23 protein-coding genes are annotated in these 21,377 nt (G+C 64.9%); 11 read left to right on the top strand and 12 right to left on the bottom strand.

What is annotated here, in order from left to right:
- Positions 1–600: 600 nt before the first annotated feature.
- Positions 601–1,620 (top strand): hypothetical protein, encoded by a 1,020-nt coding sequence (locus DWV00_RS01255; protein ID WP_115531718.1) that lies wholly within the window; start codon positions 601–603, stop codon positions 1,618–1,620.
- Between the two features lie 337 nt (positions 1,621–1,957).
- On the opposite strand, the gene DWV00_RS33560 is transcribed toward DWV00_RS01255, so the two are convergent.
- The 12 genes from DWV00_RS33560 to sctU form a co-directional block, all read right to left on the bottom strand.
- Positions 1,958–2,164 carry a hypothetical protein gene (locus DWV00_RS33560; RefSeq protein WP_147297809.1) on the bottom strand — a complete coding sequence of 69 codons (207 nt, stop codon included), beginning with the start codon at positions 2,162–2,164 and terminating at the stop codon, positions 1,958–1,960.
- Positions 2,165–2,499: 335 nt separating this feature from the next.
- Positions 2,500–2,955 carry a CesT family type III secretion system chaperone gene (locus DWV00_RS01250; protein WP_115531717.1) on the bottom strand — a complete coding sequence of 152 codons (456 nt, stop codon included), beginning with the start codon at positions 2,953–2,955 and terminating at the stop codon, positions 2,500–2,502.
- 109 nt (positions 2,956–3,064) lie between these two features.
- Positions 3,065–3,271 carry a hypothetical protein gene (locus DWV00_RS33555; RefSeq protein WP_147297809.1) on the bottom strand — a complete coding sequence of 69 codons (207 nt, stop codon included), beginning with the start codon at positions 3,269–3,271 and terminating at the stop codon, positions 3,065–3,067.
- Positions 3,272–3,449: 178 nt separating this feature from the next.
- On the bottom strand, positions 3,450–3,692 hold the full coding sequence (locus DWV00_RS01245; protein ID WP_115531716.1) for a hypothetical protein: 243 nt from the start codon (positions 3,690–3,692) through the stop codon (positions 3,450–3,452).
- Positions 3,693–3,700: 8 nt separating this feature from the next.
- Entirely contained in the window at positions 3,701–4,726 is a 1,026-nt protein-coding gene (gene hrpD5 / locus DWV00_RS01240; protein WP_115531715.1) for an HrpD5 family protein, read from the bottom strand.
- Positions 4,727–4,769: 43 nt separating this feature from the next.
- Positions 4,770–5,537 carry a hypothetical protein gene (locus DWV00_RS01235; protein ID WP_115531714.1) on the bottom strand — a complete coding sequence of 256 codons (768 nt, stop codon included), beginning with the start codon at positions 5,535–5,537 and terminating at the stop codon, positions 4,770–4,772.
- Positions 5,534–5,794 (bottom strand): type III secretion system export apparatus subunit SctS, encoded by a 261-nt coding sequence (gene sctS, locus DWV00_RS01230; RefSeq protein WP_115531713.1) that lies wholly within the window; start codon positions 5,792–5,794, stop codon positions 5,534–5,536. The genes DWV00_RS01235 and sctS overlap by 4 nt, the downstream gene beginning before the upstream one ends.
- A gap of 27 nt (positions 5,795–5,821) precedes the next feature.
- Positions 5,822–6,469 carry a type III secretion system export apparatus subunit SctR gene (gene sctR, locus DWV00_RS01225; protein ID WP_115531712.1) on the bottom strand — a complete coding sequence of 216 codons (648 nt, stop codon included), beginning with the start codon at positions 6,467–6,469 and terminating at the stop codon, positions 5,822–5,824.
- Positions 6,453–7,520: a FliM/FliN family flagellar motor switch protein gene (locus DWV00_RS01220; RefSeq protein ID WP_115531711.1), complete on the bottom strand. Its 1,068-nt coding sequence runs from the start codon at positions 7,518–7,520 to the stop codon at positions 6,453–6,455. Before DWV00_RS01220 ends, sctR begins: the two co-directional genes overlap by 17 nt.
- Positions 7,521–7,577: 57 nt before the next feature.
- Positions 7,578–8,312 carry a type III secretion system protein SctP gene (sctP, locus tag DWV00_RS01215; protein ID WP_115531710.1) on the bottom strand — a complete coding sequence of 245 codons (735 nt, stop codon included), beginning with the start codon at positions 8,310–8,312 and terminating at the stop codon, positions 7,578–7,580.
- 17 nt (positions 8,313–8,329) lie between these two features.
- Positions 8,330–10,390 carry a type III secretion system export apparatus subunit SctV gene (gene sctV, locus DWV00_RS01210; protein ID WP_220274642.1) on the bottom strand — a complete coding sequence of 687 codons (2,061 nt, stop codon included), beginning with the start codon at positions 10,388–10,390 and terminating at the stop codon, positions 8,330–8,332.
- Positions 10,387–11,502, bottom strand: coding sequence for a type III secretion system export apparatus subunit SctU (sctU, locus tag DWV00_RS01205; protein ID WP_115531709.1), 1,116 nt, complete (start codon positions 11,500–11,502; stop codon positions 10,387–10,389). Before sctU ends, sctV begins: the two co-directional genes overlap by 4 nt.
- A 377-nt stretch (positions 11,503–11,879) precedes the next feature.
- On the opposite strand from sctU, the gene DWV00_RS01200 reads away from it, so the two are divergent.
- From DWV00_RS01200 to sctC, 10 genes are all read left to right on the top strand, one after another.
- A complete protein-coding gene (locus tag DWV00_RS01200; RefSeq protein WP_115531708.1) occupies positions 11,880–12,359 on the top strand; it encodes an HrpB1 family type III secretion system apparatus protein in 480 nt (159 codons plus the stop codon).
- A gap of 10 nt (positions 12,360–12,369) precedes the next feature.
- The gene (locus tag DWV00_RS01195; protein ID WP_181885309.1) at positions 12,370–12,795 is read left to right on the top strand and encodes a hypothetical protein; all 426 of its coding nucleotides are present in this window, start codon (positions 12,370–12,372) and stop codon (positions 12,793–12,795) included.
- Between the two features lie 12 nt (positions 12,796–12,807).
- A complete protein-coding gene (gene sctJ, locus DWV00_RS01190; RefSeq protein ID WP_115531706.1) occupies positions 12,808–13,605 on the top strand; it encodes a type III secretion system inner membrane ring lipoprotein SctJ in 798 nt (265 codons plus the stop codon).
- Positions 13,602–14,324: a type III secretion protein HrpB4 gene (locus DWV00_RS01185; protein ID WP_115531705.1), complete on the top strand. Its 723-nt coding sequence runs from the start codon at positions 13,602–13,604 to the stop codon at positions 14,322–14,324. The genes sctJ and DWV00_RS01185 overlap by 4 nt, the downstream gene beginning before the upstream one ends.
- Positions 14,309–15,052 carry a type III secretion system stator protein SctL gene (gene sctL / locus DWV00_RS01180; RefSeq protein ID WP_115531704.1) on the top strand — a complete coding sequence of 248 codons (744 nt, stop codon included), beginning with the start codon at positions 14,309–14,311 and terminating at the stop codon, positions 15,050–15,052. The genes DWV00_RS01185 and sctL overlap by 16 nt, the downstream gene beginning before the upstream one ends.
- Before the next feature lies 1 nt (position 15,053).
- The gene (locus tag DWV00_RS01175) at positions 15,054–16,388 is read left to right on the top strand and encodes a FliI/YscN family ATPase (protein ID WP_115531703.1); all 1,335 of its coding nucleotides are present in this window, start codon (positions 15,054–15,056) and stop codon (positions 16,386–16,388) included.
- 26 nt (positions 16,389–16,414) lie between these two features.
- Positions 16,415–16,918 carry a hypothetical protein gene (locus DWV00_RS01170; RefSeq protein WP_115531702.1) on the top strand — a complete coding sequence of 168 codons (504 nt, stop codon included), beginning with the start codon at positions 16,415–16,417 and terminating at the stop codon, positions 16,916–16,918.
- Positions 16,911–17,732, top strand: coding sequence for a type III secretion system export apparatus subunit SctT (sctT, locus tag DWV00_RS01165; RefSeq protein WP_115531701.1), 822 nt, complete (start codon positions 16,911–16,913; stop codon positions 17,730–17,732). Before DWV00_RS01170 ends, sctT begins: the two co-directional genes overlap by 8 nt.
- Before the next feature lie 200 nt (positions 17,733–17,932).
- Positions 17,933–19,381, top strand: a complete 1,449-nt coding sequence (locus tag DWV00_RS34430) for a helix-turn-helix transcriptional regulator (RefSeq protein WP_115531700.1) — start codon at positions 17,933–17,935, stop codon at positions 19,379–19,381.
- 64 nt (positions 19,382–19,445) lie between these two features.
- Positions 19,446–21,368 (top strand): type III secretion system outer membrane ring subunit SctC, encoded by a 1,923-nt coding sequence (sctC, locus tag DWV00_RS01155; RefSeq protein ID WP_245964668.1) that lies wholly within the window; start codon positions 19,446–19,448, stop codon positions 21,366–21,368.
- The last annotated feature ends 9 nt before the right edge of the window (positions 21,369–21,377 follow it).

The raw sequence follows: 21,377 nt of genomic DNA, 5'->3' as shown, positions 1-21,377 counted from the left end.
TTGCTTCAGCGCGTTCGCTCGAGCCATTCGACTCGGTCTTCGCGCATCGAGGCTAGATACAGGTGGCGATGCAGTGCTCCGGATCGTATGGGAGCGGTTCCGCGTGGATGGCCTGACCCAGCGAAATTCGGATGCCCGGCGCGAAGGACGCGCATGACCGTCGCGCATGTCATGTCGCTTCCGGCCGGTGCTCCGAGTGGACCGTAATTGCCCGGCGCAATGCGGGCGAAAGCGTTCGTGCGGTGCCTCGGGTATTCGCCGAAGGCGTCGGTCTCAACGCGAGACGGCTGCATGATTCAAGCGCGGGGAGCCAGAGGCAAATTCATTCGATAGCCGATTCCCTGCCACGCGTGGTCACCGTCGGCTGTTTGAGGGCCGGCGACGCGGCCGGACTTAGGAGAAATCGATGAAAACCCATACTTTCCGCCCCAGGCGTCTATTGCGGGTACTGCTGCTTGCGATCGCATGCCTATTCGTGTTCTTCTCGCACCCGATTCGGTCGGATCGGATAGACCCGCTTGCGCGATGGCGCTACGCCGATCCGTCTACGTCGCACGCAGCCGGATTTGATTGGCATCGACGGGACCAAAGGGAACTGCCATGAACAACAAGATCACTAAGACGTTTGCATCCATCGCTGCCGGATTGACGCGAGGTTTCGGCAAGCCGCCCCCGGGATCGGAAAAGGCCGGCACGTTGCGGCCGACGGCAAATGCGGCATTGCAAGCACTTGGAACGCGCAAGGCCTCTACGGGTGCCGGAGCCGCTTCGCTCGCGAACGGCGCTGCTCGCGTGCGTGTATCGGCTCGCGATTTGCCGCACGCCGCCGCCTCGCCCCGAGCCCGCGCGCAGGCTGCGGCGACGGCGCGCGAGGTGGCGCGCATCAAAGCGTTGCCGAGTCCGGCGCTGCCGCTCGACGTTCAAATGCGATTCGACGCGCTGAAGGCTGGCATGCCCAAGCCCGGCACGGGAGGGAGCGCACTCAAACGTGAGCCGGATGCCGACTCGCCGGAGGGCCTTCAAATGCGATTCGACGCGCTGAAGGCAAGCATGCCCAAGCCTGCAGGCGGTGGCGGCTCGCTCAAGCGCGCATCGACAGCGATCGACGTCGCGAAGCACGACTCGGGTGTGCCGTCGGTATCGGTCAATATCAACGTGTCGATGCCGGTGCATGTCAGTGCGGATTCGGCGACGGACGCCAAAGCTGCGTCCGATACCGAATCGGCGAAACCGCTCGACGGTCCGGTGCCGAACGAGGAGCCGTCCGGTCATGAAGCCGAAGGTGCGAAGGCCGAGGGTGCCAAGGCGGACGGGGCAAAGGCCGACGACGCGAAGACCGAGGATGCCACAGCCGGCGATACGAAGACAGACGGTGGCAAGACCGAGGACGTGAGGACTGAGCCTCAAGAACCGCACGAAGAACTGGCCGGCCTCGCGGGAAAGGTTCAGGACCACGTCGACGGCATGCACCACGCGGTTTCGGCCCATCCGTCGGAGCAAGATCAATTGATGATGCAAGAGATCGCAGCGCTGAACGAGTTGGCGATGTTGATCTCGCAGATTCTGGCGCGCCTCGTGCAGCGCTCAGGCGAAGCGATGCTCGCGATAACGCGAGCATAAGCGAAGGCTGCGCTGAAGGAAGGCGAAAGAAGGGCGGATATTGCATTCCGCGAGGCGGTGTAGGCTCCGACCAAAGTCGGCCTCGCCGCTTTTTTTGCGCCGGTGAAAGCAACGTTTGGACGCGGATTGGCACCCATCGGTGGGGAAATCGTTTTGTGTACTGCGGAAAGTGAATCGAAGGAGGGCGATCTGTGCGATCGATCGTTGCCGCAGCGCGTGGACGCTGACGGAAAGGTGGAGGGTGGAGGGTGCTCGGCGTAGCCGTCTTGCCGTATGTGCGATAAAACGATGAAAGTGGGTGCGTCCCGCGCGGCGCGAAGACGCACCCGAATAACGCTTAGCCTTGCGTCAGGCTCTTGGCGTTCTTCGGACCGGCTTCTTCGAGCTGATCCTTGGCCGCGTCGTTGTTCAACTCGTTTTCCATTTGCGTCGCGGCGTCTTGCAGCGCGATCGAGCTGGCCGTGCTGGCCGACATTTCAGCGATCGTTGCGGTGTTGGAGCCAACGGTTGCGCCGCTCGATGCAGCAGAGGTCTTCGATGCCATTTTCAGTACTCCTAATCATCAAGGTGAAACCCGTTGCCGGGCGGATGGTTTGCCGTGGCCAAGACGGACACGGGTACGACGGAACAGCCGGTGATGCTTACCTACGTGAACCGCTTTACGCTTGCCGTCATCGCTTGCCTTGCGTGTCTTCGTTGACGTCTGCGTTGGACTCTACTTTCCTACATCTGCCGTTTTTCAACCCGCTGCGAAGCGAATTTTCTGGGGCGACGGCGAATCATGTGAATTTGGGTGCGTGACTGATACAATTTCGTCCGCGCGGCGCATGGCCTTGGTTAATCAGACTCCCCGTGCTCAATGCTGAGTTGCTACAACGGCTACGCACGAATCCAAACGTAATTGCCGTCCGCCAGATGGCGAAACATCTCGTCGTCGGCCAGCAGAATGTTTTCGCGCCAATAGCGGCCGTGCTCGACGTAATGCTCGATCATTTCGATGAGCCATTTCCCGTCCGAATTGGCTTCGAGCACGCCGCGCACGATCAATACGACACCGCCTGTCTCGGCCTCGATGCCGAGCTGCGCTTGATCCTGCGCATACACGGATAGGTTCGCTTCGAGCAGCAGCCGGAACACGCGCAGCGTGCGGCCTCCCGAAACGATGCCGAATTGGAAATTGACGTAGATGGCGGCGGAATCTTCTTCGTAGAAATCGACGGCGATGTCGAAATCGTCGATGCTGACGACACCGCGCTCGATGACACCGTCGGCATCGCCGAGGCCGCGCAGATCGCACAGTTCCCGGATCAACTGATTGCGTCGTTCGAGGCTCATAGGAAGGGAGAGTTAGGTGCGCCTCGAGGGACGTGCCCTGGAGGGATGCCTCGAAGCAAATACGATATGGGTGCGTCCCGCGCGGCGCGAGGACGCACCCGAACAACGCTTAGCCTTGCGTCAGGCTCTTGGCGTTCTTCGGACCGGCTTCTTCGAGCTGATCCTTGGCTGCGTCGTTGTTCAACTCGTTTTCCATTTGCGTGGCGGCGTCTTGCAGCGCGATCGAGCTGGCCGTGCTGGCCGACATTTCAGCGATCGTTGCGGTGTTGGAGCCAACCGTTGCGCCGCTCGATGCAGCAGAGGTCTTCGATGCCATTTTAAATACTCCTAATCATCAAGGTGAAACCCGTTGCCGGGCGGATGGTTTGCCGTGGCCTGACGGACACGGGTACGGCGAATTCGTACTTTCGTACGGGTAAGACTTGCTGTTGCTGCCTGATGCCGTCCGGAAAGGCGTTGCCCTTCGAGACGTCAAAACGGTTTGCTGCCGCGCGTTATGCGTCGATCGTCGAGCGGCACAGCTGCGCGGCCGCGGTCAAGCCGTCGGCTACGGTCGTCGCCGACTGCCGGAGCATCGGGTCGGCGAGCTTGACGGCTTGCGACGCGATGTCGGTGGCGAGGCGCTCGAGCCCGAGTGCCGCTTCGCCGAGCTTGCGGCGCTGGTCGGTGGGCTGGTCTGCCAGCGTCTTTACGCTGTCGATCGCATCGATCATTTCAGCGGTCACGGCGTCGTACATGATCGTCCTCAGTTCAGTTGTTGCGCGGCTGCGCGTGAATCGATGAATTGTTTCGTGCCGTCGCCCGCCTCGACGTACTGCAGATCGTCGACGGCAAGCAGTGACTCCACCGCGCTCGGCATTGCCATGCGGTCGTCCGGCGTGACCTGCTGTGCAACGCGCGTGACCATCGGCTCCAGGTCGGCGCTCATTTGCTGCAGCGTCGCTTGCACGGCATTCGTATCCTTTGCTATCCCGGATACGCCGAATTCGCGATGACCGAGGTAATGCACCTTTAGGGCCGGGTCGTGCAGGGATTCCTGCAAGTCCCGAGTAATCTGATCGACGCAGCCAATCCGCCAAACGATCCGGTCAGGCGCGATCGTTTCTAGCGCCGTGCGCACGAGCATTTCGCTCGCACTGTCGGGCACCACGCCGACGACGTCGAAGCGCATACCCTCCGGCGCGACGGTCACGTCGGCTTGATGTAGCCGATCCAGTGCCCGCTGTAACTGATCGACCGTCGGCTGCGGGGCCGCGCCGTGCGGCGAGATCCCCACGCGCGGATGCAGCACCGCGGGCAGCGCGATACCGGCACCGCCGATCGCGAGCAAGGCGACCGCGGCGACACCGACTACGCGTGCGCCGCGGCGATGCCTCGGCGCAGCCGAGGGGGGCGTCGCAGCGGGCGACGCTTCGTCGGCGGCAACGAGACCCGGCACCGGCTCGGGTTGCGGCATCGCGGCGGGCACCAGCAGCGCTTCGAGCAGCTCGATATCGGTCGGCCATTGCGCATCGCTATCGCCGGCGCACAGCACGACGTTGCCGAATCGATGCGGCTTGAAGCTTTCAAGCGCGATTGACTCGCCGTGATGGGCGGCATCCGCGATCGTCAGGCTTCCGTCATCGTGCAGGCTCAGTTGCATCGTGGGCTGATCCCAATCGCTGATCTGGATCTCCGCTTCGTCATCGTTGCCGATGCGCGTCAGCGTTGGATTCAACTTTATGCGAGCGCCTGCGTGGCGCCCCGTCAGCAGACGAATTTCCTTGGTCATGAGCGAACTCCTAGTCATTGCGTTGCGCGTCTCGCGCACGCGTTCAAACGTACGACCGGCGGCGGTCGAGCAGCGAATTGAGCTTGGCGACCGCGAGCGCGCGCTCGGTATCGGTGCGGGCGCGTTCGAGATTGAGCAGCATCAACGGCAGCAGCAAATTGATCGACTGCTGCTGAACAGGCGCGCGTTTCGCCGGCGTGCCGACGGCCTCGATAAGCCGCTGCCGTACCGCCGCGAGCGTGCCGGACGCATGGGCGGCAGCGCTCGGCAACGCGAGGAAGTCGCGCATGGCGGCCAATACCGCATAGGTCGAACTCATCTGCGGATGCGCCTGCGCTTGCGCCTCGCGCGCGTGCAGCAATGCGGATTCCGCGGCTTCGTGCGCCTGCTCGGCGTCATACGCTCCGTCCATGCCGCGCTGGAAGCGTTTGCCGGCCGAAAGGCGCTTCGCCGGGCGCCAGATCGCGCCGTCGTCGTTGTCTCTGCCGTCGCGTCCGTCGCCGCCCGATCCCCCGCGGTCGCCGGGATGGCGCTCGGCAACACGCATGACGAACTCGCTCTGCTTCTGCAGATGCTCGTTGAGCATCATCTGCAGTTCTTCGCTGGCGGCCGATTCGTCCACGCCGTCCGGCGAATCCGCGCCGCGCCGGCGTTTCGAGCGCGAGCGGGCACCGCTCTTTCCGCCTTGATGAACGTGGTGGTGAGGGTGATGATGACCCTGCGGGCCGAACGGCCCTTGCGTGTTCTGCGACGATGCGCTGTCGTCGACAGGCACCGAGCTTAAGCCGATGCCGCGCAGATGCACGCTCACGGGAACACGCTGCGCATGACCGATTGCGCGAAATTCAACACGGCCGACGCGCCCCACGGGGCGGCAACGATGATCACGACCGTGACGATCAGGAATTTGAAGCCGTGCGAGATCGTCGAGTCTTGCAGCGACGTGACCGCTTGCAGGAACGCGATCGCGAGGCCGGCGATCGCCGCCACGCCGACGGCCGGCAGCGACACGAGCAGACACAGCGTCAGCGCGTCCGTCGTCAAGCGAGTGATTGCATCGGCATCCATTGGTTGCTCCTTCGCTCGTTCATTCGTTCACTTGTAGGTCGAAATGAGCCCGTGGATCAGTGTCGACCATCCATCCATCGATACGAACAGCAGCAGCTTGAAGGGGATCGCCACGTTGGTCGGCGTGACCTGCGACAGACCGAGCGCCATCAGAATGTTGGCCACGATCAGATCGATGACGACGAACGCCAAATAGATCAGGAAACCGATCTTGAACGCGGAGGTCAGCTCGGTCAGCGTGAAGGCCGGTGCTAGCACCACGAGATCGTCCGGCTTCAGGCTCGCGGCTTTGTCGGCCGGCCAGATCTGCTGAGCCGAGCGGATGAAGAACGCCTTCTCGCGCTCGTCCGTGTGCTTGATCAGAAATTGGCGAAAGGGCTCGCGCGCGGCGTCGAAGATCGGCATCACCTGACTCGTCGCCGTCTGCTCGCTCGAAAGTTGCGCGCGATGGACCGCTTCCATGCCGACGGGCGCCATGATGAAGCAGCTCACGATCATCGCGATGCCGTTGAGCACGGTGCTCGGCGGCACCTGCTGCACGCCGAGCGCATTGCGCAGCAAGCCCAGCACTACGACGATCTTGGTGTAGGACGTGACGACCATCGCCGCGAACGGCAGCAGGCCGAACGCGAACAGCGCGACGAGCAGCGAGGCGACGTCAAGATTGCCGTTCATCGCCGGCCGCCATGCGGTGAATTTGAACGCCGAGGTTTTCGCCGACGGCGACGAGCGTGCCGAACGCGAGCGTCTGGCCATACGAGACGAGGCGCACTGCGGAGTCGGCCAGCGGCAGCGGGAGATCGAGCACGTAGCCCGGCTGCAGCGAGGCGATCTGAGCGACGCTCAGGTTCACGCTGAGCAACTCGACGTGGACCGGCAGATCGATGGAGGACACGGGAACGAGCGGTTCGGTAGCCGGGTCGCTCGATCCGCCGGCGAGCGGATCGAAGTCGCCGGGCTGGGCGGCGGTGGCGAGAGTCACGGGAGTCTCCAAGGTTACGGTGTGCGTGCCCACGCGCACCCCGGCGCGCAATTGGCGTCCGCGCGGGGCGCCGAGGCGCAATGAAGCGTGTTCGATGGTGTCGCCTTCGACGAATGGCAGACCGGGCTGCCAGCCGAGCAGTACGTCATGGCGGCGCAGCGAAGCGAGCGTCGCCGGCGAGCACAGGCGGCTGCGCAGGCGGATCGCGCCCGGCACGACGATGTCGTTCACGGTGTCGAGCGGCACGTGTACCGGCGGACGCGCCCACGCGCGCTCGTAATCGGCGGCGAGCGCAGCGGGCAGTTCGCCGACGGCGAGCTTCGTCGTCATGCCGCCGGCATCGAGCGCGAGGTGCAGTCCTCGGACGTCGGCCGCATGGGCACCGAGCGAAATCGATTGGACGGACGGCGCGCCGCCTTCGCCCGTATCGAAGCGAGCCAGACAATCGGCGAGCCACATGCCGGCGAGTGCGCTCGCACGTTTCGGTTCGCTGTCGAGCGCAATGCTCAGGAGTGCTGAATGTTCGGCCGCGTCGAGGACGATGAGGACGTCGCCATGAGCGCTGTCGAACGTCAACGTCAGCGGCCGCTCGAAGGCGCGCGGTTCGATGCCGCGCAGTCCCAGCCCATGCGCCGCCGCCGGATACGTCGAATGACGCAAGGCCAGGGCGCGCGTGAGCCGCGCTAGCGCCTCGCTATAGCGTGGCAGCTTGCCTTCGAGCGAAATCGGCGAGGCGTCGGTCATGGTTGGGTTGAACTCCTCATGCAAGGTGGCAAAGGGTGAACGGCGAACGGCGGCCGATCACGCGGCGACGTCGACATCGATCCGGCGGCCTAGCGCGTCGGCGAGGCGTGTACGCAAGGCGTCGGTGTTGTCTGAGATTAATTGCGTCGAGCGCGGATGGGATGTTTCGAAGCGAATACCGATGGACGACGGCGAAAGTTGTAGATGAAGCAGCGTATCCGGCAGCACTGCGGGGTTCATCGGCAGCGTGACAGCCCACGATGCGTCGCCCGACGTGCCCGAGGTCGAGCAGAACCGGGCAATGCGGTCGGCCAGTTCGCGCGTGAACAGTTCGCCGTGCGCGGCCGCCGCGCAGGCTTGGACGATTTGCTTGCCGAGCGCGGCATCTTGCTCGTGCGGCTCGGGTGTTGGCGTTTGTCTGCGTGCTAAAGCGTGTGCGCCTGCAATCGCCGCCCGGGGCGACCCGTCGCGCTGTGCTTCGCCGTGCGACAACGCGGCCGTGGGGCGCTGAGGTTGCGGCTGTTCGCCTGCCGGCGGCGGCGCCGGTATCGCCGTGCCGGATCCCGAGCCCGTCATGTCCCGTGCGTGCGTGTCGGTCTGGCCGGCCGGCTGCTCGCCGAAATCGTCGACCGGCGCAGCCGTCGGCCCGGCTTCCGCCTGGCTGGTGAGCAGCCGAAAAATCTGCACGGCCGTGGCGTTCGACGACGCGCGCGGCGCGGGCGCCGACGAGGAAGCAGGCGCCGCACCCGGCACGATGCGGACGTCGCGGGGATGGCGGACGCGATCGGTCATAGCGGTTTCCGCGCCGGTTAGAACGTGAGACGGCCGACGGGCGTGAGATGCGCGTCCGATCCGAGTTCTTGGAATGAATAGACGGGCAGCCAAGGCAGGCGCTGCTCGACCATGCGCCGCACGTAGCGGCGAATGTCCATCGCAGCAATCACAGCCAGATGCTTGACCGGTTCCGCGCCGCAGATGGCTTCGAGGTTGCCGAGCAGCGTATCGACCGTGGCCGGCTCGAGCGCGAGGAAGTTGCCGGCGGGCGTCGGCTTGATCGCCTGGCGGATCGTCTGCTCGACTTCGGGATCGAGCACGATTGCCGGCAATTCGCCGCTGCCGCCCGTCGCTCGGTGCGCGATGAAGCGGCCGAGGTCGCCGCGCACATACTCGGTCACCATCAGCAGGTCTTTTTCTTTTGGGCCCCAAATCACGAGGCTTTCGAGAATCGCGCGCATGTTGCGGATCGGCACGTGCTCTTCGAGCATTCGCCGCAGCACTTCCGCGATCCGTTGGGCCGGCAGCGCCTTCTGCACTTCGGCCACGAGCCCGGGATACTCGGTGCCCGCGCGCTCGAGCAGCCACTGCGTTTCCTGAAGGCCGATGAAGAGCTTCGCCTCGGAACCCAACTGCGCGATCGCATGCCCGGCGATCAACGCTTCGCGAGTGACGATGTCCTTGCTCGATTCGCTCGGCACGCTCGCCGCGTCGATCCAATAGCTATGAGCGAGCCCAGCGACATCGCGCCGCTCCTCGCATTGCGCGCGCAAGCTATCGGGCACGTCGCGCAGCACGGCCACGCTCGGCGGAAGATCGACCGGCGCCGCCGGCACGTCCTGTACGAGCAGTTGATAGGCGTGGTCTTTCAATTCGTCGGCCACCCACAGCGCGGTGCGCGGAAAGGGCAGGCCGAGGTCGGCTGTGAGCGCCCGGCGTCCCTGTTCGAACGCTTCGTCGAGTTTTTCCGCGTCGATCAGCGCCGCCAGCGCGGGCGATAGGCGAATCGCGAGCGGAACGGCGAACGCGGGCGCCTTCGTCGAAATCGTCGGCGCCCGTTCCTTCGAGCCTTCGCGCGTCAGCGCCGGAAGTTCGGGGCCGGCGGGCTCGTTCGCCTTGCGCTGCTTGCGGTTCAGCATGAAGGCGCCGAAAGTCAGTCCCGCCGCCAAAGCGAGGAAGAGCAGCCACGGAAACCCGGGCACGAGCGCGAAGCCGCACAGCAGCGCGGCGGCGCTGAACAGCGCGCGCGTATTGCCCGAGAGCTGCTCGAGAATTTCGGTGCCGAGCGAACGCGGCTTGCTGTCCTCGTCGGCCACGCGCGTAATCAGCACGCCGGCCGCAACGGAAATGAGCAATGATGGGATCTGCGACACCATCGCATCGCCGATCGACAACACGGAAAAGCGATTCGCCGCTTCGCCGGCCGACATGCCGTGATAGGTCACACCGATGACGATGCCGGCCAGGATGTTGACCATCGTAATGACGAGGCCGGCGATCGCATCGCCCTTCACGAACTTCATCGCGCCGTCCATCCCGCCGTGGAGCTGGCTTTCGATCGCAAGCAGGGCGCGGCGCTTTTGCGCTTGCTCGGCCGTCAGGTTGCCGGCGCGCACGTCGGCGTCAATGCTCATCTGCTTGCCGGGCATGCCGTCGAGCGTGAAGCGCGCGCCGACTTCGGCCACGCGCTCGGATCCCTTTGCAATGACGATGAACTGAACCGTCGTGATGATGAGAAAGACGACGAGGCCGACCACGAGATTGCCGCCGACGACGAGTTCGCCGAAGCTGTCGATGATGTGCCCGGCCTCGGCGTGCAGCAGGATCGACTTCGTCGAAGCGATGTTCAGCGAGAGCCGGAACAGCGTCGTGAACAGCAGCAGCGATGGAAAGGCCGAGAGCGAGGTGGCCTTCGGGATGTACATCGTGACCATCAGCAGCACGACGCTCGTCGTGATGTTCACGCCGAGCAGCATGTCGATCAGGAAGGTGGGCAGTGGCAGAATCATCAGCGCGACGACGGCGACGATGACGCCGGCGATCGCGATTTCTCCGCTGTATTGCGACGCGCTCGACATGGTGGCGCTTTTGGTCATGACGGTAAGCCTCGATGGGGTTGAACGGGCGCGTTCGAGGCCGGATGGATTCGGCCGGGTTCCTCGCCGCGGCGCGCGGCCGCCATGTCCTCGACCCAGGCGAGCACGGCGGCCACGGCTTTGAAACAGGCTTCGGGGATGGCGTCGTCGACCGGCACGAGATAGAGCGCGCGCGCGAGCGGCGGATTGCCGACGATCGGCACGCCGTGGCGTTCGGCCATGCGCCGGATCTCGAGCGCGTCGGCATCGACGCCTTTTGCAACGATGCGCGGGAGGTCGTATTCCTCGGGCATGTAGCGCACGGCGACGGCATAGTGAGTCGGATTCACGATCACGGCCTGCGCACCGGACACGGCCTTTTCCGGGTTGCCTTCGACGATCTCCTTCGCCACTTGCTTGCGCTTTCCCTTCAGATGCGGATCGCCTTCGGCGTCCTTGTGTTCCCGCTTGACGTCTTCCTTGCTCATGCGGTGGTCGCGGATGAAGAGCCACTTCTGAATGCCGTAGTCGGCAACGCCGAGCACGAGATAGAGCACGCCGCTCACGGCGAAGAGGCGGCACAGCGCGGACCACGAAAGCTCGATCAGATCGGGCACGGGCTCGTAGGCGACGCCGACGATCAGGGGGACCAGCGCGATCAGCGTTTTGTAGAGCGCCGCCGCGAGCACGGCCGCTTTGACGAGCATCTTCGCGAGGTCGATGAACGAGCGCAGCGAAAACATCCGCTTCAGGCCCGAGGCCGGGTTGATGGCGTTGAACTTCGGCTCGAGCGGCTTGAACGAAATCGCGACCCCGACTTGCGATGCGACCGCCGCGATGGCGGCGACGACCGCGACGAGCACCGGTATCGACAGCAGCAGCGCCTGCATGCCGATGCGCCCCATGGCGCGGCGCAGGTCGGCGTCCGTCTCGCCCGCGGCATGGACGTCGAGCGCGATGTTCATGAGCGCGCGAAGATGCTCACCCATCGCCGGTCCCGCGAGCGATAGACCCAGTGACGCGGCGATCAGCAGCAACGAAAACGACAGATCGGGGCTCTTGACCGTTTCGCCGTCGCGGCGGGCGTCGCGCAGCTTCTTGTCTGTCGGCTCTTCAGTCTTCTCGTCGGACATCGGCGGCCGCTCCGTCTAAACGCATCGATGGGATCGATCCGGGGTTGATCGGGGGATCTAGGGATCTGGGATTCGCCGCGAGTCTCGCGCGAGCCGGCCGTATGCGGCTCCCCGAGCGACGAAACGGCGCGTCGGCCGGCGAAATCGAGCGGAGCGAAGCTGGGGCGGCGGCCGAGGCGGCCAGAGCGGTTCGCTGGCGGGCGACGGAATTCGCCGCTGGCGGGGAAGCGTCACGGCGCCGCCGGATACGTTATGGCCATCGGCGAGATCGCCCCGGAACGGGGTGTTCCCGAATAGCGGCGGTGCGGCCGACGCCGCTCCCGATCCTGATCTTGGTCCTGATTGATTGACGAATTCGAACTTCGCGAGGCGTAACGATGAATCTCACGACATGCAGCAACCGCTTGGTGTCGGCTCTGGTCGAGCTGTTGACTTGGGCCGCGCGCAAAGGCCACTTGGACGAAGCGGATCGCCTGCTCGCGGCACTGCACGTGATGCGCCCCAATTTCGTCGAACTCAATGCCTACGACGCGTGGCTCCTGATCCGCCGCAATCGCATGGCCGATGCGGCGCAACTGCTGCGGCAGCTGGAAGGCCGCGAGTTGCAGCCCCCGTTCGGCCCCTACGTGACGGCCCTGCTCGCGGTATGCATGTCGTCGCTCGGCGACACGAGCTGGCGCATCTACGCGAACCAGGTGCTCACGCGCGACGAGGATGCCGAATCCGTCGGGCTGATGAACCTGCTGATGGGCAAGCGCGAGAAGAGCGACGCGAACGAAACGAGCGATGCATCGGCTAAGGCCGACGCGGCCGAGCTGCTCAGGCAAGCGATGTCGTTCAGCTATATGCGCGCATGAGGAGGCAGCCATGACCTCGGCAATTGCTTCGATCGCTCCCATCGCCCCGCCGCCTTCGATATCGCCTGCCGATCCCTCGGCAGGCGTGACGGGCGCCGCGCAAGGCGCGTTCGGCACCCAAGCGCCCGGCGGCCTAGGCGCTCGCTTTCAAGAAGCGCTCGCTCAAGCGCGCCTCACGCCGGAACAGGGCGGCCGGATCCAAGGGCCGTCCACCGTTTCGCAGGCGGTGGCGACGCAGGACCAAGCGTTCGATGCCTTGACCCAAAAGATCGATGCGTTCGACGCATCGAGCGGCAACCTGTCGATGCAGCAGGTGCAAGCGCAGTCCCTGCAGATCCAGCGCGAGATCACCGAGGAAATGGTGAAGATCTACACGGGTACCGCCGTCGCACAGGGCGGAAAGAGCACCGTGCAGACGCTGATGAAGAATCAATGACGGGAGAGCGCGATGCGCCGTTTTCCGACTCTATTGCGTGTAATCGCGATTGCCGTGCTCGGCAGCGCATTGCTCGCCGGATGCAGCAAACAGTTGTATGCACAGCTGTCCGAGCAGGATGCGAACGATCTGATGCGCGTATTGATCGAGGCCGGAATCGATGCGAGCAAGTCTTCGCCGGATAGCGGCAAGAGCTGGACCGTGTCGGTCGAGGGCGATACCTTCGCGCGCTCGATGGAAGTACTCCGGGCACACGGATTGCCGCATGAGAAGTACACCTCGCTCGGCGAGTTGTTCAAGAAGGACGGATTGATCTCCACCCCGACCGACGAGCGGGTGCGCTTCATCTACGGCATCTCGCAGCAGCTGTCCGAAACGCTATCGCGCGTGGACGGCGTTGCCTTCGCGCAGGTGCAGATCGTCTTACCGAACAACGACCCGTTGTCGAACGTCGTCAAGCCGTCGTCGGCTGCCGTCTTCATCAAGTATCGGCCGGGTACCGATGTTCAAGCGCTTGTGCCGAGCATCAAGAATCTCGTCGTGCATAGCGTCGAGGGGCTCGTGTACGACAACGTCAGCGTGACGCTCGTGCAAGCCAGCGAGCCGCAGCGGATCGACGCGGCTGCTCCGCCCGGTTTGGGTGCTGGCATGCCGCTGGTGTGGATCGCCGTGGCGGGCGTGCTGGGCATGCTTTTGGGCTCGCTTGCGCTCGGCTTCGCGTTGGCGCCGCGGGCGCTAAAAGAGCGCGCGCCGATTCGTTGGATCAGGCGCATCAAAGCAAAGGCGCCCAAGCCCGCGGGCGCGTCATGAGCCAGACCGATCATCCGTTGATCCGAATGCTGCGCGGTTTCGAAGCGCGCGTGCTCGGGCTGGCGACGGCGCTGGCGGACTCGTCGCGCGCGCCCGACGAGGAGAGCCGAGTGCCGCTACATGAACAAGCGCGAGCGCCGCGCTCGCGCGCGTCGGCGATCAAGGTGGCTGCCGCGCGGCGCATCTGGTTCTCGACGCCGGTGCCGCTCGATGCATTCCTGCAGCCGGGCAACCGCCTCGCGATCCTCGCGCCGGAAGAATTGCGCAGTGTGCTCGCGGCGAGGGCGCTCCTCGGCTGCCAAGACAGTATCCGGCGCTGCATTGACCGCGGGCGCCGCCGCGCGCTTGCGCTGGCCCTTGGAGAACAGGCGCTGCTTCGCCTCCAAGCTCAACTGGCGGCAAGGGCGCTTGGCGAACCGTTGCCTGACGATCTCTGCGCCGATGCGCTCGCCCGGCGTGGCTGGGCCATGATCGCCGATGACGGTGCCTGCCGCAACGCGACGCTGGGCAATATCGTCGATTTGAGCTTGGCCCTCGCCGCAGGCGGCGAGGCGTGGCAGCGGATGCGATCGGCTCGGGCAGACGAGGCGCGCACAGGCGATGAGCCGAGCCTCGACGCGAGGCGGCCGGCGGGATCGGGTGGGGAAGCGGGCGACACGAGCCGCTTTTTTTCCATGGCAGGCGATTTGTTCCCGGAGTTTCAATGGTTATTTGGTTGAAAGCGCAGCCGAAGGTGCTGGCCGTCGATACCGATGTCATTCGCGCAGAGGACGTCGCGCGCATGCTCGAATTGAGCGACGCACTCGCGGCACTCGATGAAGTCGTGCAGGCAACGATGCACGCGGCCACCGAGCGTGCGAGAGAACTGGTCGAAGCGGCACGCCGGGAAGCCGATGCGTTCGTCGACGCGGCAAAGCGCAAGTTCGACAACAGTGCCCGCCTCGGATACGCGGCGGGGCATCGGCGTGCGATTGCCGAGGCGCATGCACGCTTTGCCGAACTCGCACGCGGCGACCGTGAGCAATTGCAGGCGTCGTCCGATCGGCTCGCACGCCTCGTCATGCGCGCGGTCGAGCAGGTCGTGGCGGAAACGGATCGCGATGCGCTGATGCGCCGCGTTGCGCTTGCCGTGGCCCGCTCGATCGACGATTCGGCACGCTTGACCGTGACGGTGGCACCCGGCGACGAGGAGCGGGCGAAGCGTTTATTCGGCGAAATCGTGCAAGACACGACCCCTGCACTCCATCTCGAAGTGCTCGTCGACGACGAGGCGGACGAGGACACCTGCGTCTGCGAGTGGGACTACGGTGTCGTCGAATCGAATCTGCGCACGCAGCTCGCGGGCCTGGAGCGTGCGCTGGCGAACGGTGCGCAGGCCGCCGCCGGGGACGCTCCCGGCAGCAGCGCTCCCGGCGCGCAAGGGCTATTGGATGAACATGAGCACTAGCATGAGGACTAGCACGAGCACGATCGCCCGCGTGGCCGATTCGCTGGAGACGGCGCTGGGTGCGAGCGCCTCGCTCGAATGCTACGGGAAGGTGCTGGAGGCGGTCGGCACGCTGATCAAAGTCAGCGGCCTCGATGCCCAGCTCGGCGAGTTGTGCGAACTGCGGCACGCGGACGGCACCTTGATGCAGCGTGCCGAAGTCGTCGGCATCGCGCGCCAATATGTCCTGCTCGCGCCGTTCGGCAGCATGACGGGAATCTCGCGCAGCACGCGCGTGACGGGCAGCGGGGAGCCGCTCTCGGTGCCGGTCGGGCCGGGGTTGCTCGGCCGCGTGCTCGACGGGCTCGGCGAGCCATCGGACGGACTGGGGCCGGTCGTGGCCGAGCGCCGCGTGCCCGTTTTCGCTCCCGCGCCCGATCCGCTCGAACGACGGATGATCGAGACGCAGCTCGGCACGGGCGTGCGTGTCATCGACGGGCTGATGGCGCTCGGAGAAGGCCAGCGGATGGGCATTTTCGCGCCGGCCGGCGTGGGCAAGAGCACGTTGCTCGGCATGCTCGCGCGCGGCACCGAATGCGACGTCAACGTCATCGTGCTGATTGGCGAGCGCGGTCGAGAGGTGCGCGAATTCATCGAATTGATTCTCGGGGAAGCGGGGATGGCGCGCAGCGTCGTCGTCTGCGCGACGTCCGATCGTTCGTCGATCGAACGCGCGAAGGCGGCCCATGTCGGCACGGCCATCGCCGAGTACTTCCGCGACCGTGGACAACGCGTCCTGCTGATGATGGATTCGCTGACGCGCTTCGCCCGCGCGCAGCGCGAGATCGGACTGTCGGCCGGCGAGCCGCCCACGCGGCGCGGGTTTCCGCCGTCGGTGTTCGCCGAACTGCCGCGCCTGCTCGAACGCGCGGGCATGGGGCGCGAGGGATCGATCACGGCGCTCTACACGGTGCTGGCCGACGACGAGGAGGGCGGCGATCCCGTCAGCGAGGAAGTACGAGGCATTCTCGACGGGCACCTGATCTTGTCGCGCAAGATCGCGGCGCGCAATCGCTATCCCGCCATCGACGTGCTGGGAAGCTTGAGCCGCGTGATGCCGCAGGTCGCCTCGCTGGAGCATTGCGCGGGCGCGTCGCGCGTGCGTCGTCTGATGGCGAAATACGACGAGATCGAAATGCTGCTGCAGATCGGCGAATACAAGAGCGGCTCGGACCCGCTGGCCGACGAGGCGATCAGCATGAACGAAGACATCGAAGGGTTCGTGCGTCAGCGCACCGATGAGCTGGCCGATCTGAACGAGACGCGCGATCTGCTCTGCGGTTTCGGGCAGACGTAGCCCACGGTTACGGTCGATCGCCGAACATGAGCCGGGCCGCCCTGCACGTCTGGAAAATGGTCGTGGCCGCCAAGGCGCGAGCCAAGGACCAGCTCGAACGCGAGTTGGCCGATGCGCGGCGCGAACACGCGGCGCTCGTCGACGCCGTGGAGCACGCCAACGAAGGGCTCGAAGCGGCCCAAGCGAAGCGGACCGCGCATGAATCGCGCATCGAGCGGTTATTCAGCAGTCCTACCGGACTCTCCCCCAGCACTTATCTCGATCACGACCGCTACCGCGGACCGCTCGGCGAGGCCGTGGACGAGGCCCGCACGGCAGTGCGCCGCGCGATCGACGCAGCCGAGGCGCAGCAACGGACGATGGAGCGTCTCGGCCAGGCCGTGCGTCGCGCGGATGCGTCGCTCGAAGCGGCGCGCGAGCAATTGAAGCGCGCCGTCGCGGCTGCCGAGCGGCGGGTCGAGGAACGTAACGACGAAGAAGCGGGCGAAACGGCAGCGGCCCGCCTGCATCGAGGAGCCCGAAATGTCTGAAGGATTGAATGTCGCGCACGCGCTGGCCGATCTGTTTTATGAGTATCAGGGCTTCTTTTTAACCCTCGCACTCAGCGCGGCTCGCATCGCCGTTGCATTCCAGATCTTTCCCCCGACGAGCGGCGACATGCTGCCCGGCACCGCGCGCAACGGCATCCTCTACGTCCTGGCGTTCTTCGTCGCGGCCGCGCAGCCCGCGCATTATTTCGACAGCGTGAATTCGGCGCAACTGCTGATGATCTCGGTCAAGGAGATGTTTCTCGGCGCCGTGCTCGGTTACGCGGCATCGACGGTGTTCTTCATCGCGCAATGCGTCGGCACGCTGATCGACGACTTGGCCGGCTACAACAGCGTGCAGATGAACAACCCGATGCGCGGCGATCAAAGCACGCCGATTTCCAACACGCTGCTGCAGATGGCCGTCGCGCTGTTCTACGTGGGCGGCGGCATGACATTCCTGCTCGGTGCGATCTTCGAATCGTTCAAATGGTGGCCGCTCGTGTCGCTGACGCCCTCGATGGCCGATGTGGCCCAAAGCTTCATCATCGCGCAGACCGATTCGATCATGACGGCCACGGTCAAGCTCGGCACGCCCGTCATGCTTGCGCTGATATTGGTCGACCTCGCCATCGGCATCCTCGCGCGCGCGGCCGAGAAATTGGAGCCCTCTTCGCTGAGCCAGCCGGTGCGTGGCGCGATCGGTTTGCTGATGCTGATCTTCCTGACGGGCGTGTTCTCGCAGCAGGTATTGGGTTCGCTGCACCTCGAGGCGTTCATGCGCGAGGCCGCGGCACTGGCCGGGCCGGGGCATTGAAGCTTCTTATGCGCGCCATCGATTTTTCTGATTGAGAATTGTTGTGGGAAACCACCGAGATTGTTGAAATTGCGAGCGGCCGGGCTGGCTAATATCGTCCTCAGCACTGCACCGCCCCGAACGTTTCGCGGCGATGCCGATGCGCGGCCGGAGCCCGATCGGCCGTCACGAAGTCGGGCGAACACAGCGAGTGTCGAGCTATGTATCCGACGGTCTATTTGGCGATGTTGTCCGGTTTGAAATTTCGCAACAGCCTTCCCCGCTATTGCAGCGCAATCCTCGACGGCGATTTCACGCGTGCGTATTGCGCCGTGGACGACGCGGCGGATTTGAGCGAGCGCGTCCATTCGCAGGCGCGCTCGCGCAGCAACGAGGAGCTGACGGCACTCGCCGACGTGTCGCTCGTGCTCGGCAACTCCGAGGAAGCCGAGGACTACTATCGCCGCGCGCAGAAGATGGTCTGGAAGAACGACGAGCAGCTGCGCGTGCAGTCGTGCCGCAACACGGGCTGGCTCTCGCTGCTGCGCGGCCGCTTGGGTGTCGCGCAGCGCAGCTTCGCGCGAGTGGCCGCCGAGGCTCAGGCCCACGTCGAACAACGGATCGAAGCCTATCTCGGCATGGCGCTTTCCCACCACCAATTGGCGCAGCAACAGGCCGCGGACGACGCCCTCATCGAGGCGGCCGAATTGGCCGATGGTATCGACGAGCCCCGCTATCGTCTCGTCGTCGACTTGCTCGCCCAGGAGTTGGATGTTCGTCTGAAGATTCGCGCCGCGCGCGCGCTCGACGACAACGCATTCTGGCAATCGGCGCTGACCTCGGTTTCGCTGACGGGCGGAGGACGCGCGCGGCTGGAGCCGGCTTGTGTGGTGGCCGTGCGCCCGGCATTGATGTCCCTGCGCATCGAAGACCTGCACTGCATGGAACGTCTTGCCGACGGAGAGCGGGGGATGTCGGCGTCGATGTTCATTGCCCGGTTGGAACGCGGCGCATCGAATCCTCAACTCGTGTTTCGCGGATGCCTCGATATCGTGCTGGCCGCGCTCGCGGGCGGTCTCGACGATTTGGCGGCGGATATGATGAGCCGCCTGCCGACCGCGGTGGAGCAGCCGCACCGCGATTTCGACTACCTCTACTGCATGGCGAAGATCTCGGCCCAGCGCGGAGATCTGGTACGGGCGCTGAAGTTTTATTCGCAGTACACGACCGAAGCACTGCGTTGTTTGCGCAATGAAACCGCGACGGTGCGAAGCGCGGCCACGACGCGTCCGCGCGCGGCCGCAGGCACCGTCAACGACGACGTCGCGGCGCGCTTGCCGGCCAAGTATCGGCGCGCCTACCGCTACATCATCGAAAACATCGACCGCGAGGATCTGACTACGCGCGAAGTCGCGGCCGAGATGAACGTGACGATGCGCACGATTCAACTCGTGTTCAAGCGTGCGCTCGGCGTGACGCCGTGCGGCCTGATTCGATCGCTGCGTCTGGAGGGCATTCGCGAGGCGCTGCTCGATGAAAGCGGCCCCGCGCCGTCGATCTACGATACCGCGGCGAAGTGGGGGCTCAAGAGCCGCTCGACGCTGGCGAAGGGTTACCGCAGGCACTTCAACGAATCGCCTTCCGAGACGATCGTCGCGTACTCGCGCTGATGGTGCGGCCCACCTGCATAGCTCGTATCGTCCGTATCGCCTGAATCGTTCGGAGCACCCTCCTATGAAATTGTCCCGCCGCATGCGGCGCCTGAATGCGCTCGCCTTCGCGATTCTGATCGCTACCGGGCTTGCTAGCCCCGACGCCGAATCCAAGCCGATTCCGTGGAAGTCGAATCACTTTCAATACGTCGCCGATCACAAGGACATCAAGGAAGTCTTGCGCGACCTCGGCGCGAGCGAAAACGTCATGACCTGGATTTCGCCGCAGGTGGACGGTGTCGTGACGGGGCGCTTCGACGAGACGCCGCAGCGGTTTCTCGATCGCTTATCCGATTCGTTCGGGTTCATCTGGTACTACGATGGGTCCGTGCTGCGCGTGTCGGGGCCGAACGAAGCGCGTAGCGCCACGATCGGGCTCGTGCACGCGACGACGGACGATCTGCGGGGCGCCTTGGCGAGGCTCGGCGTGGCCGATCCGCGCTTTCCCGTCCTCTATGACGACCCGATGCGCACCGCGGTGGTTTCCGGGCCGCCGCGCTTGGTCGAACTCGTGACCGACGTTGCGCACCTCATCGATCACGACGTCGAGCGGGGAGATGCGCCCGAGGTCCGCTCGTTCCGTCTTCACTATGCATGGGCAACGGACCGCACGTTGGTGATCAACGGAGATCCCGTCCTCGTGCCCGGCGTCGCTTCGACGTTGCGCAGCCTGTATCCCGACAGCGTCGGTTCGCGTGTTGCCGAAGCACCGGCCGCGCCGGGCGACGACGCCTATCGAATGCGCGACATCGGCGGCACCGGCGCCGCTCCCGCCTTGGCGGCAGGCAATAGTTCGTTTCCGCCGCTGCCTAATTTGTTCGGCGGCAACGGAGCTGCGCGTCCGACTATGAACCCGCCGCTCCCGGCGAGCCTGCGCGGTGCGGACGCAAATTCGAATTCGAATGCCCAGGTGCCGCCGCTGCCCGGCGATGTCGGCAGCTCAAATGCCGATTCCTCATCGAGCGGCGCCCATCCGGACGAGCCGATCATTCGGGCCGACGCGCGCAACAACGCCATTCTCGTTCGCGCTCGCGCCGAGACGATGCCCGCGCTCGAGAAGCTCATCAAATCGCTCGATCGCCGGCCCGGGGTGCTCGAGATCGATGCGAGCATCATCGAGATCACGGAGACGGGGCTGAAAGAGCTTGGCGTCGACTGGCGTTTGCACTCGAGTCACTTCGACGTCGAGACGGGCAACGGCCAGAACACGCAAACGGGCTTTCCCGACTCGGTCAATCCGCAAGGATTTCCGGCAACGGGCAGCGCGGGAACGATCGGGACGTTGTCCTCGACGGCCGCCGGCGCGGTGGGCGGCGCCGTCGCCGCCACGCCGGCCGGCGGGGTGCTGACTGCCGTCATCGGCGGGACCGGGCGTTATTTGCTGAGCCGCATCAGCGCGCTCGAGCAGACCGACAATGCGCGCATCACCGCGAGCCCGAAGGTCGCGACGCTCGACAACATGGAAGCGGTGATGGACAACAAGCAGACGTTCTACGTGCCGGTTCAGGGCTTCGAGTCGGGCAGCTTGTACAGCGTGTCGGCGGGCGTCGCGCTGCGCGTGCTGCCGAGCATCGTTTCGGAACAGGGCAAGCCCGAAATCCGTCTCGATGTGCACATCGAAGACGGCAATCTGACGAGTTCGAACGTCGGCAGCCTGCCCGTCGTGAACAAGAGCACGATCGATACGCAGGCGTTGATCAACCAAGGGCAGAGCCTGCTCATCGCCGGCTACACGGTCGATCAGGACGATCGCAGCGATTCGGGCATCCCGGTGCTGTCGAAGCTGCCTGTCATCGGCGGCCTGTTCCGCTTCAAGCATCATCAGGATCAGAAGTTTCAGCGGCTGTTTCTGCTGACGCCGCGGATCGTATCGGCATCGCCGGACGATGCGGCGCCTTGCGACGGATGTCAGCCGCCGGAATCGTTAGGGATGCGGGCAAAGTAGCGAAGCGAG

The sequence above is a fragment of the Trinickia dinghuensis genome, assembly GCF_003367175.1.
Lineage (GTDB): Bacteria > Pseudomonadota > Gammaproteobacteria > Burkholderiales > Burkholderiaceae > Trinickia > Trinickia dinghuensis.
This window is presented reverse-complemented; position numbering and strand designations above follow the sequence as displayed.

Excerpts from the sequence above, each read along its gene's own strand:
- sctC (WP_245964668.1), top strand. The coding sequence starts at position 19,446 with ATGAAATTGTCCCGCCGCATGCGGCGCCTGAATGCGCTCGCCTTCGCG.
- DWV00_RS01220 (WP_115531711.1), bottom strand. The coding sequence starts at position 7,520 with ATGACCGACGCCTCGCCGATTTCGCTCGAAGGCAAGCTGCCACGCTAT.
- sctR (WP_115531712.1), bottom strand. The coding sequence starts at position 6,469 with ATGAACGGCAATCTTGACGTCGCCTCGCTGCTCGTCGCGCTGTTCGCG.
- DWV00_RS01195 (WP_181885309.1), top strand. The coding sequence starts at position 12,370 with ATGACCTCGGCAATTGCTTCGATCGCTCCCATCGCCCCGCCGCCTTCG.
- DWV00_RS01185 (WP_115531705.1), top strand. The coding sequence starts at position 13,602 with ATGAGCCAGACCGATCATCCGTTGATCCGAATGCTGCGCGGTTTCGAA.
- sctP (WP_115531710.1), bottom strand. The coding sequence starts at position 8,312 with ATGACCGATCGCGTCCGCCATCCCCGCGACGTCCGCATCGTGCCGGGT.
- sctT (WP_115531701.1), top strand. The coding sequence starts at position 16,911 with ATGTCTGAAGGATTGAATGTCGCGCACGCGCTGGCCGATCTGTTTTAT.
- DWV00_RS01245 (WP_115531716.1), bottom strand. The coding sequence starts at position 3,692 with ATGTACGACGCCGTGACCGCTGAAATGATCGATGCGATCGACAGCGTA.
- sctU (WP_115531709.1), bottom strand. The coding sequence starts at position 11,502 with ATGTCCGACGAGAAGACTGAAGAGCCGACAGACAAGAAGCTGCGCGAC.
- sctJ (WP_115531706.1), top strand. The coding sequence starts at position 12,808 with ATGCGCCGTTTTCCGACTCTATTGCGTGTAATCGCGATTGCCGTGCTC.
- DWV00_RS01250 (WP_115531717.1), bottom strand. The coding sequence starts at position 2,955 with ATGAGCCTCGAACGACGCAATCAGTTGATCCGGGAACTGTGCGATCTG.
- sctS (WP_115531713.1), bottom strand. The coding sequence starts at position 5,794 with ATGGATGCCGATGCAATCACTCGCTTGACGACGGACGCGCTGACGCTG.
- DWV00_RS01255 (WP_115531718.1), top strand. The coding sequence starts at position 601 with ATGAACAACAAGATCACTAAGACGTTTGCATCCATCGCTGCCGGATTG.
- hrpD5 (WP_115531715.1), bottom strand. The coding sequence starts at position 4,726 with ATGACCAAGGAAATTCGTCTGCTGACGGGGCGCCACGCAGGCGCTCGC.
- DWV00_RS33555 (WP_147297809.1), bottom strand. The coding sequence starts at position 3,271 with ATGGCATCGAAGACCTCTGCTGCATCGAGCGGCGCAACGGTTGGCTCC.
- DWV00_RS01175 (WP_115531703.1), top strand. The coding sequence starts at position 15,054 with ATGAGGACTAGCACGAGCACGATCGCCCGCGTGGCCGATTCGCTGGAG.
- sctV (WP_220274642.1), bottom strand. The coding sequence starts at position 10,390 with ATGACCAAAAGCGCCACCATGTCGAGCGCGTCGCAATACAGCGGAGAA.
- DWV00_RS34430 (WP_115531700.1), top strand. The coding sequence starts at position 17,933 with ATGTATCCGACGGTCTATTTGGCGATGTTGTCCGGTTTGAAATTTCGC.
- DWV00_RS01200 (WP_115531708.1), top strand. The coding sequence starts at position 11,880 with ATGAATCTCACGACATGCAGCAACCGCTTGGTGTCGGCTCTGGTCGAG.
- DWV00_RS33560 (WP_147297809.1), bottom strand. The coding sequence starts at position 2,164 with ATGGCATCGAAGACCTCTGCTGCATCGAGCGGCGCAACCGTTGGCTCC.
- sctL (WP_115531704.1), top strand. The coding sequence starts at position 14,309 with ATGGTTATTTGGTTGAAAGCGCAGCCGAAGGTGCTGGCCGTCGATACC.
- DWV00_RS01170 (WP_115531702.1), top strand. The coding sequence starts at position 16,415 with ATGAGCCGGGCCGCCCTGCACGTCTGGAAAATGGTCGTGGCCGCCAAG.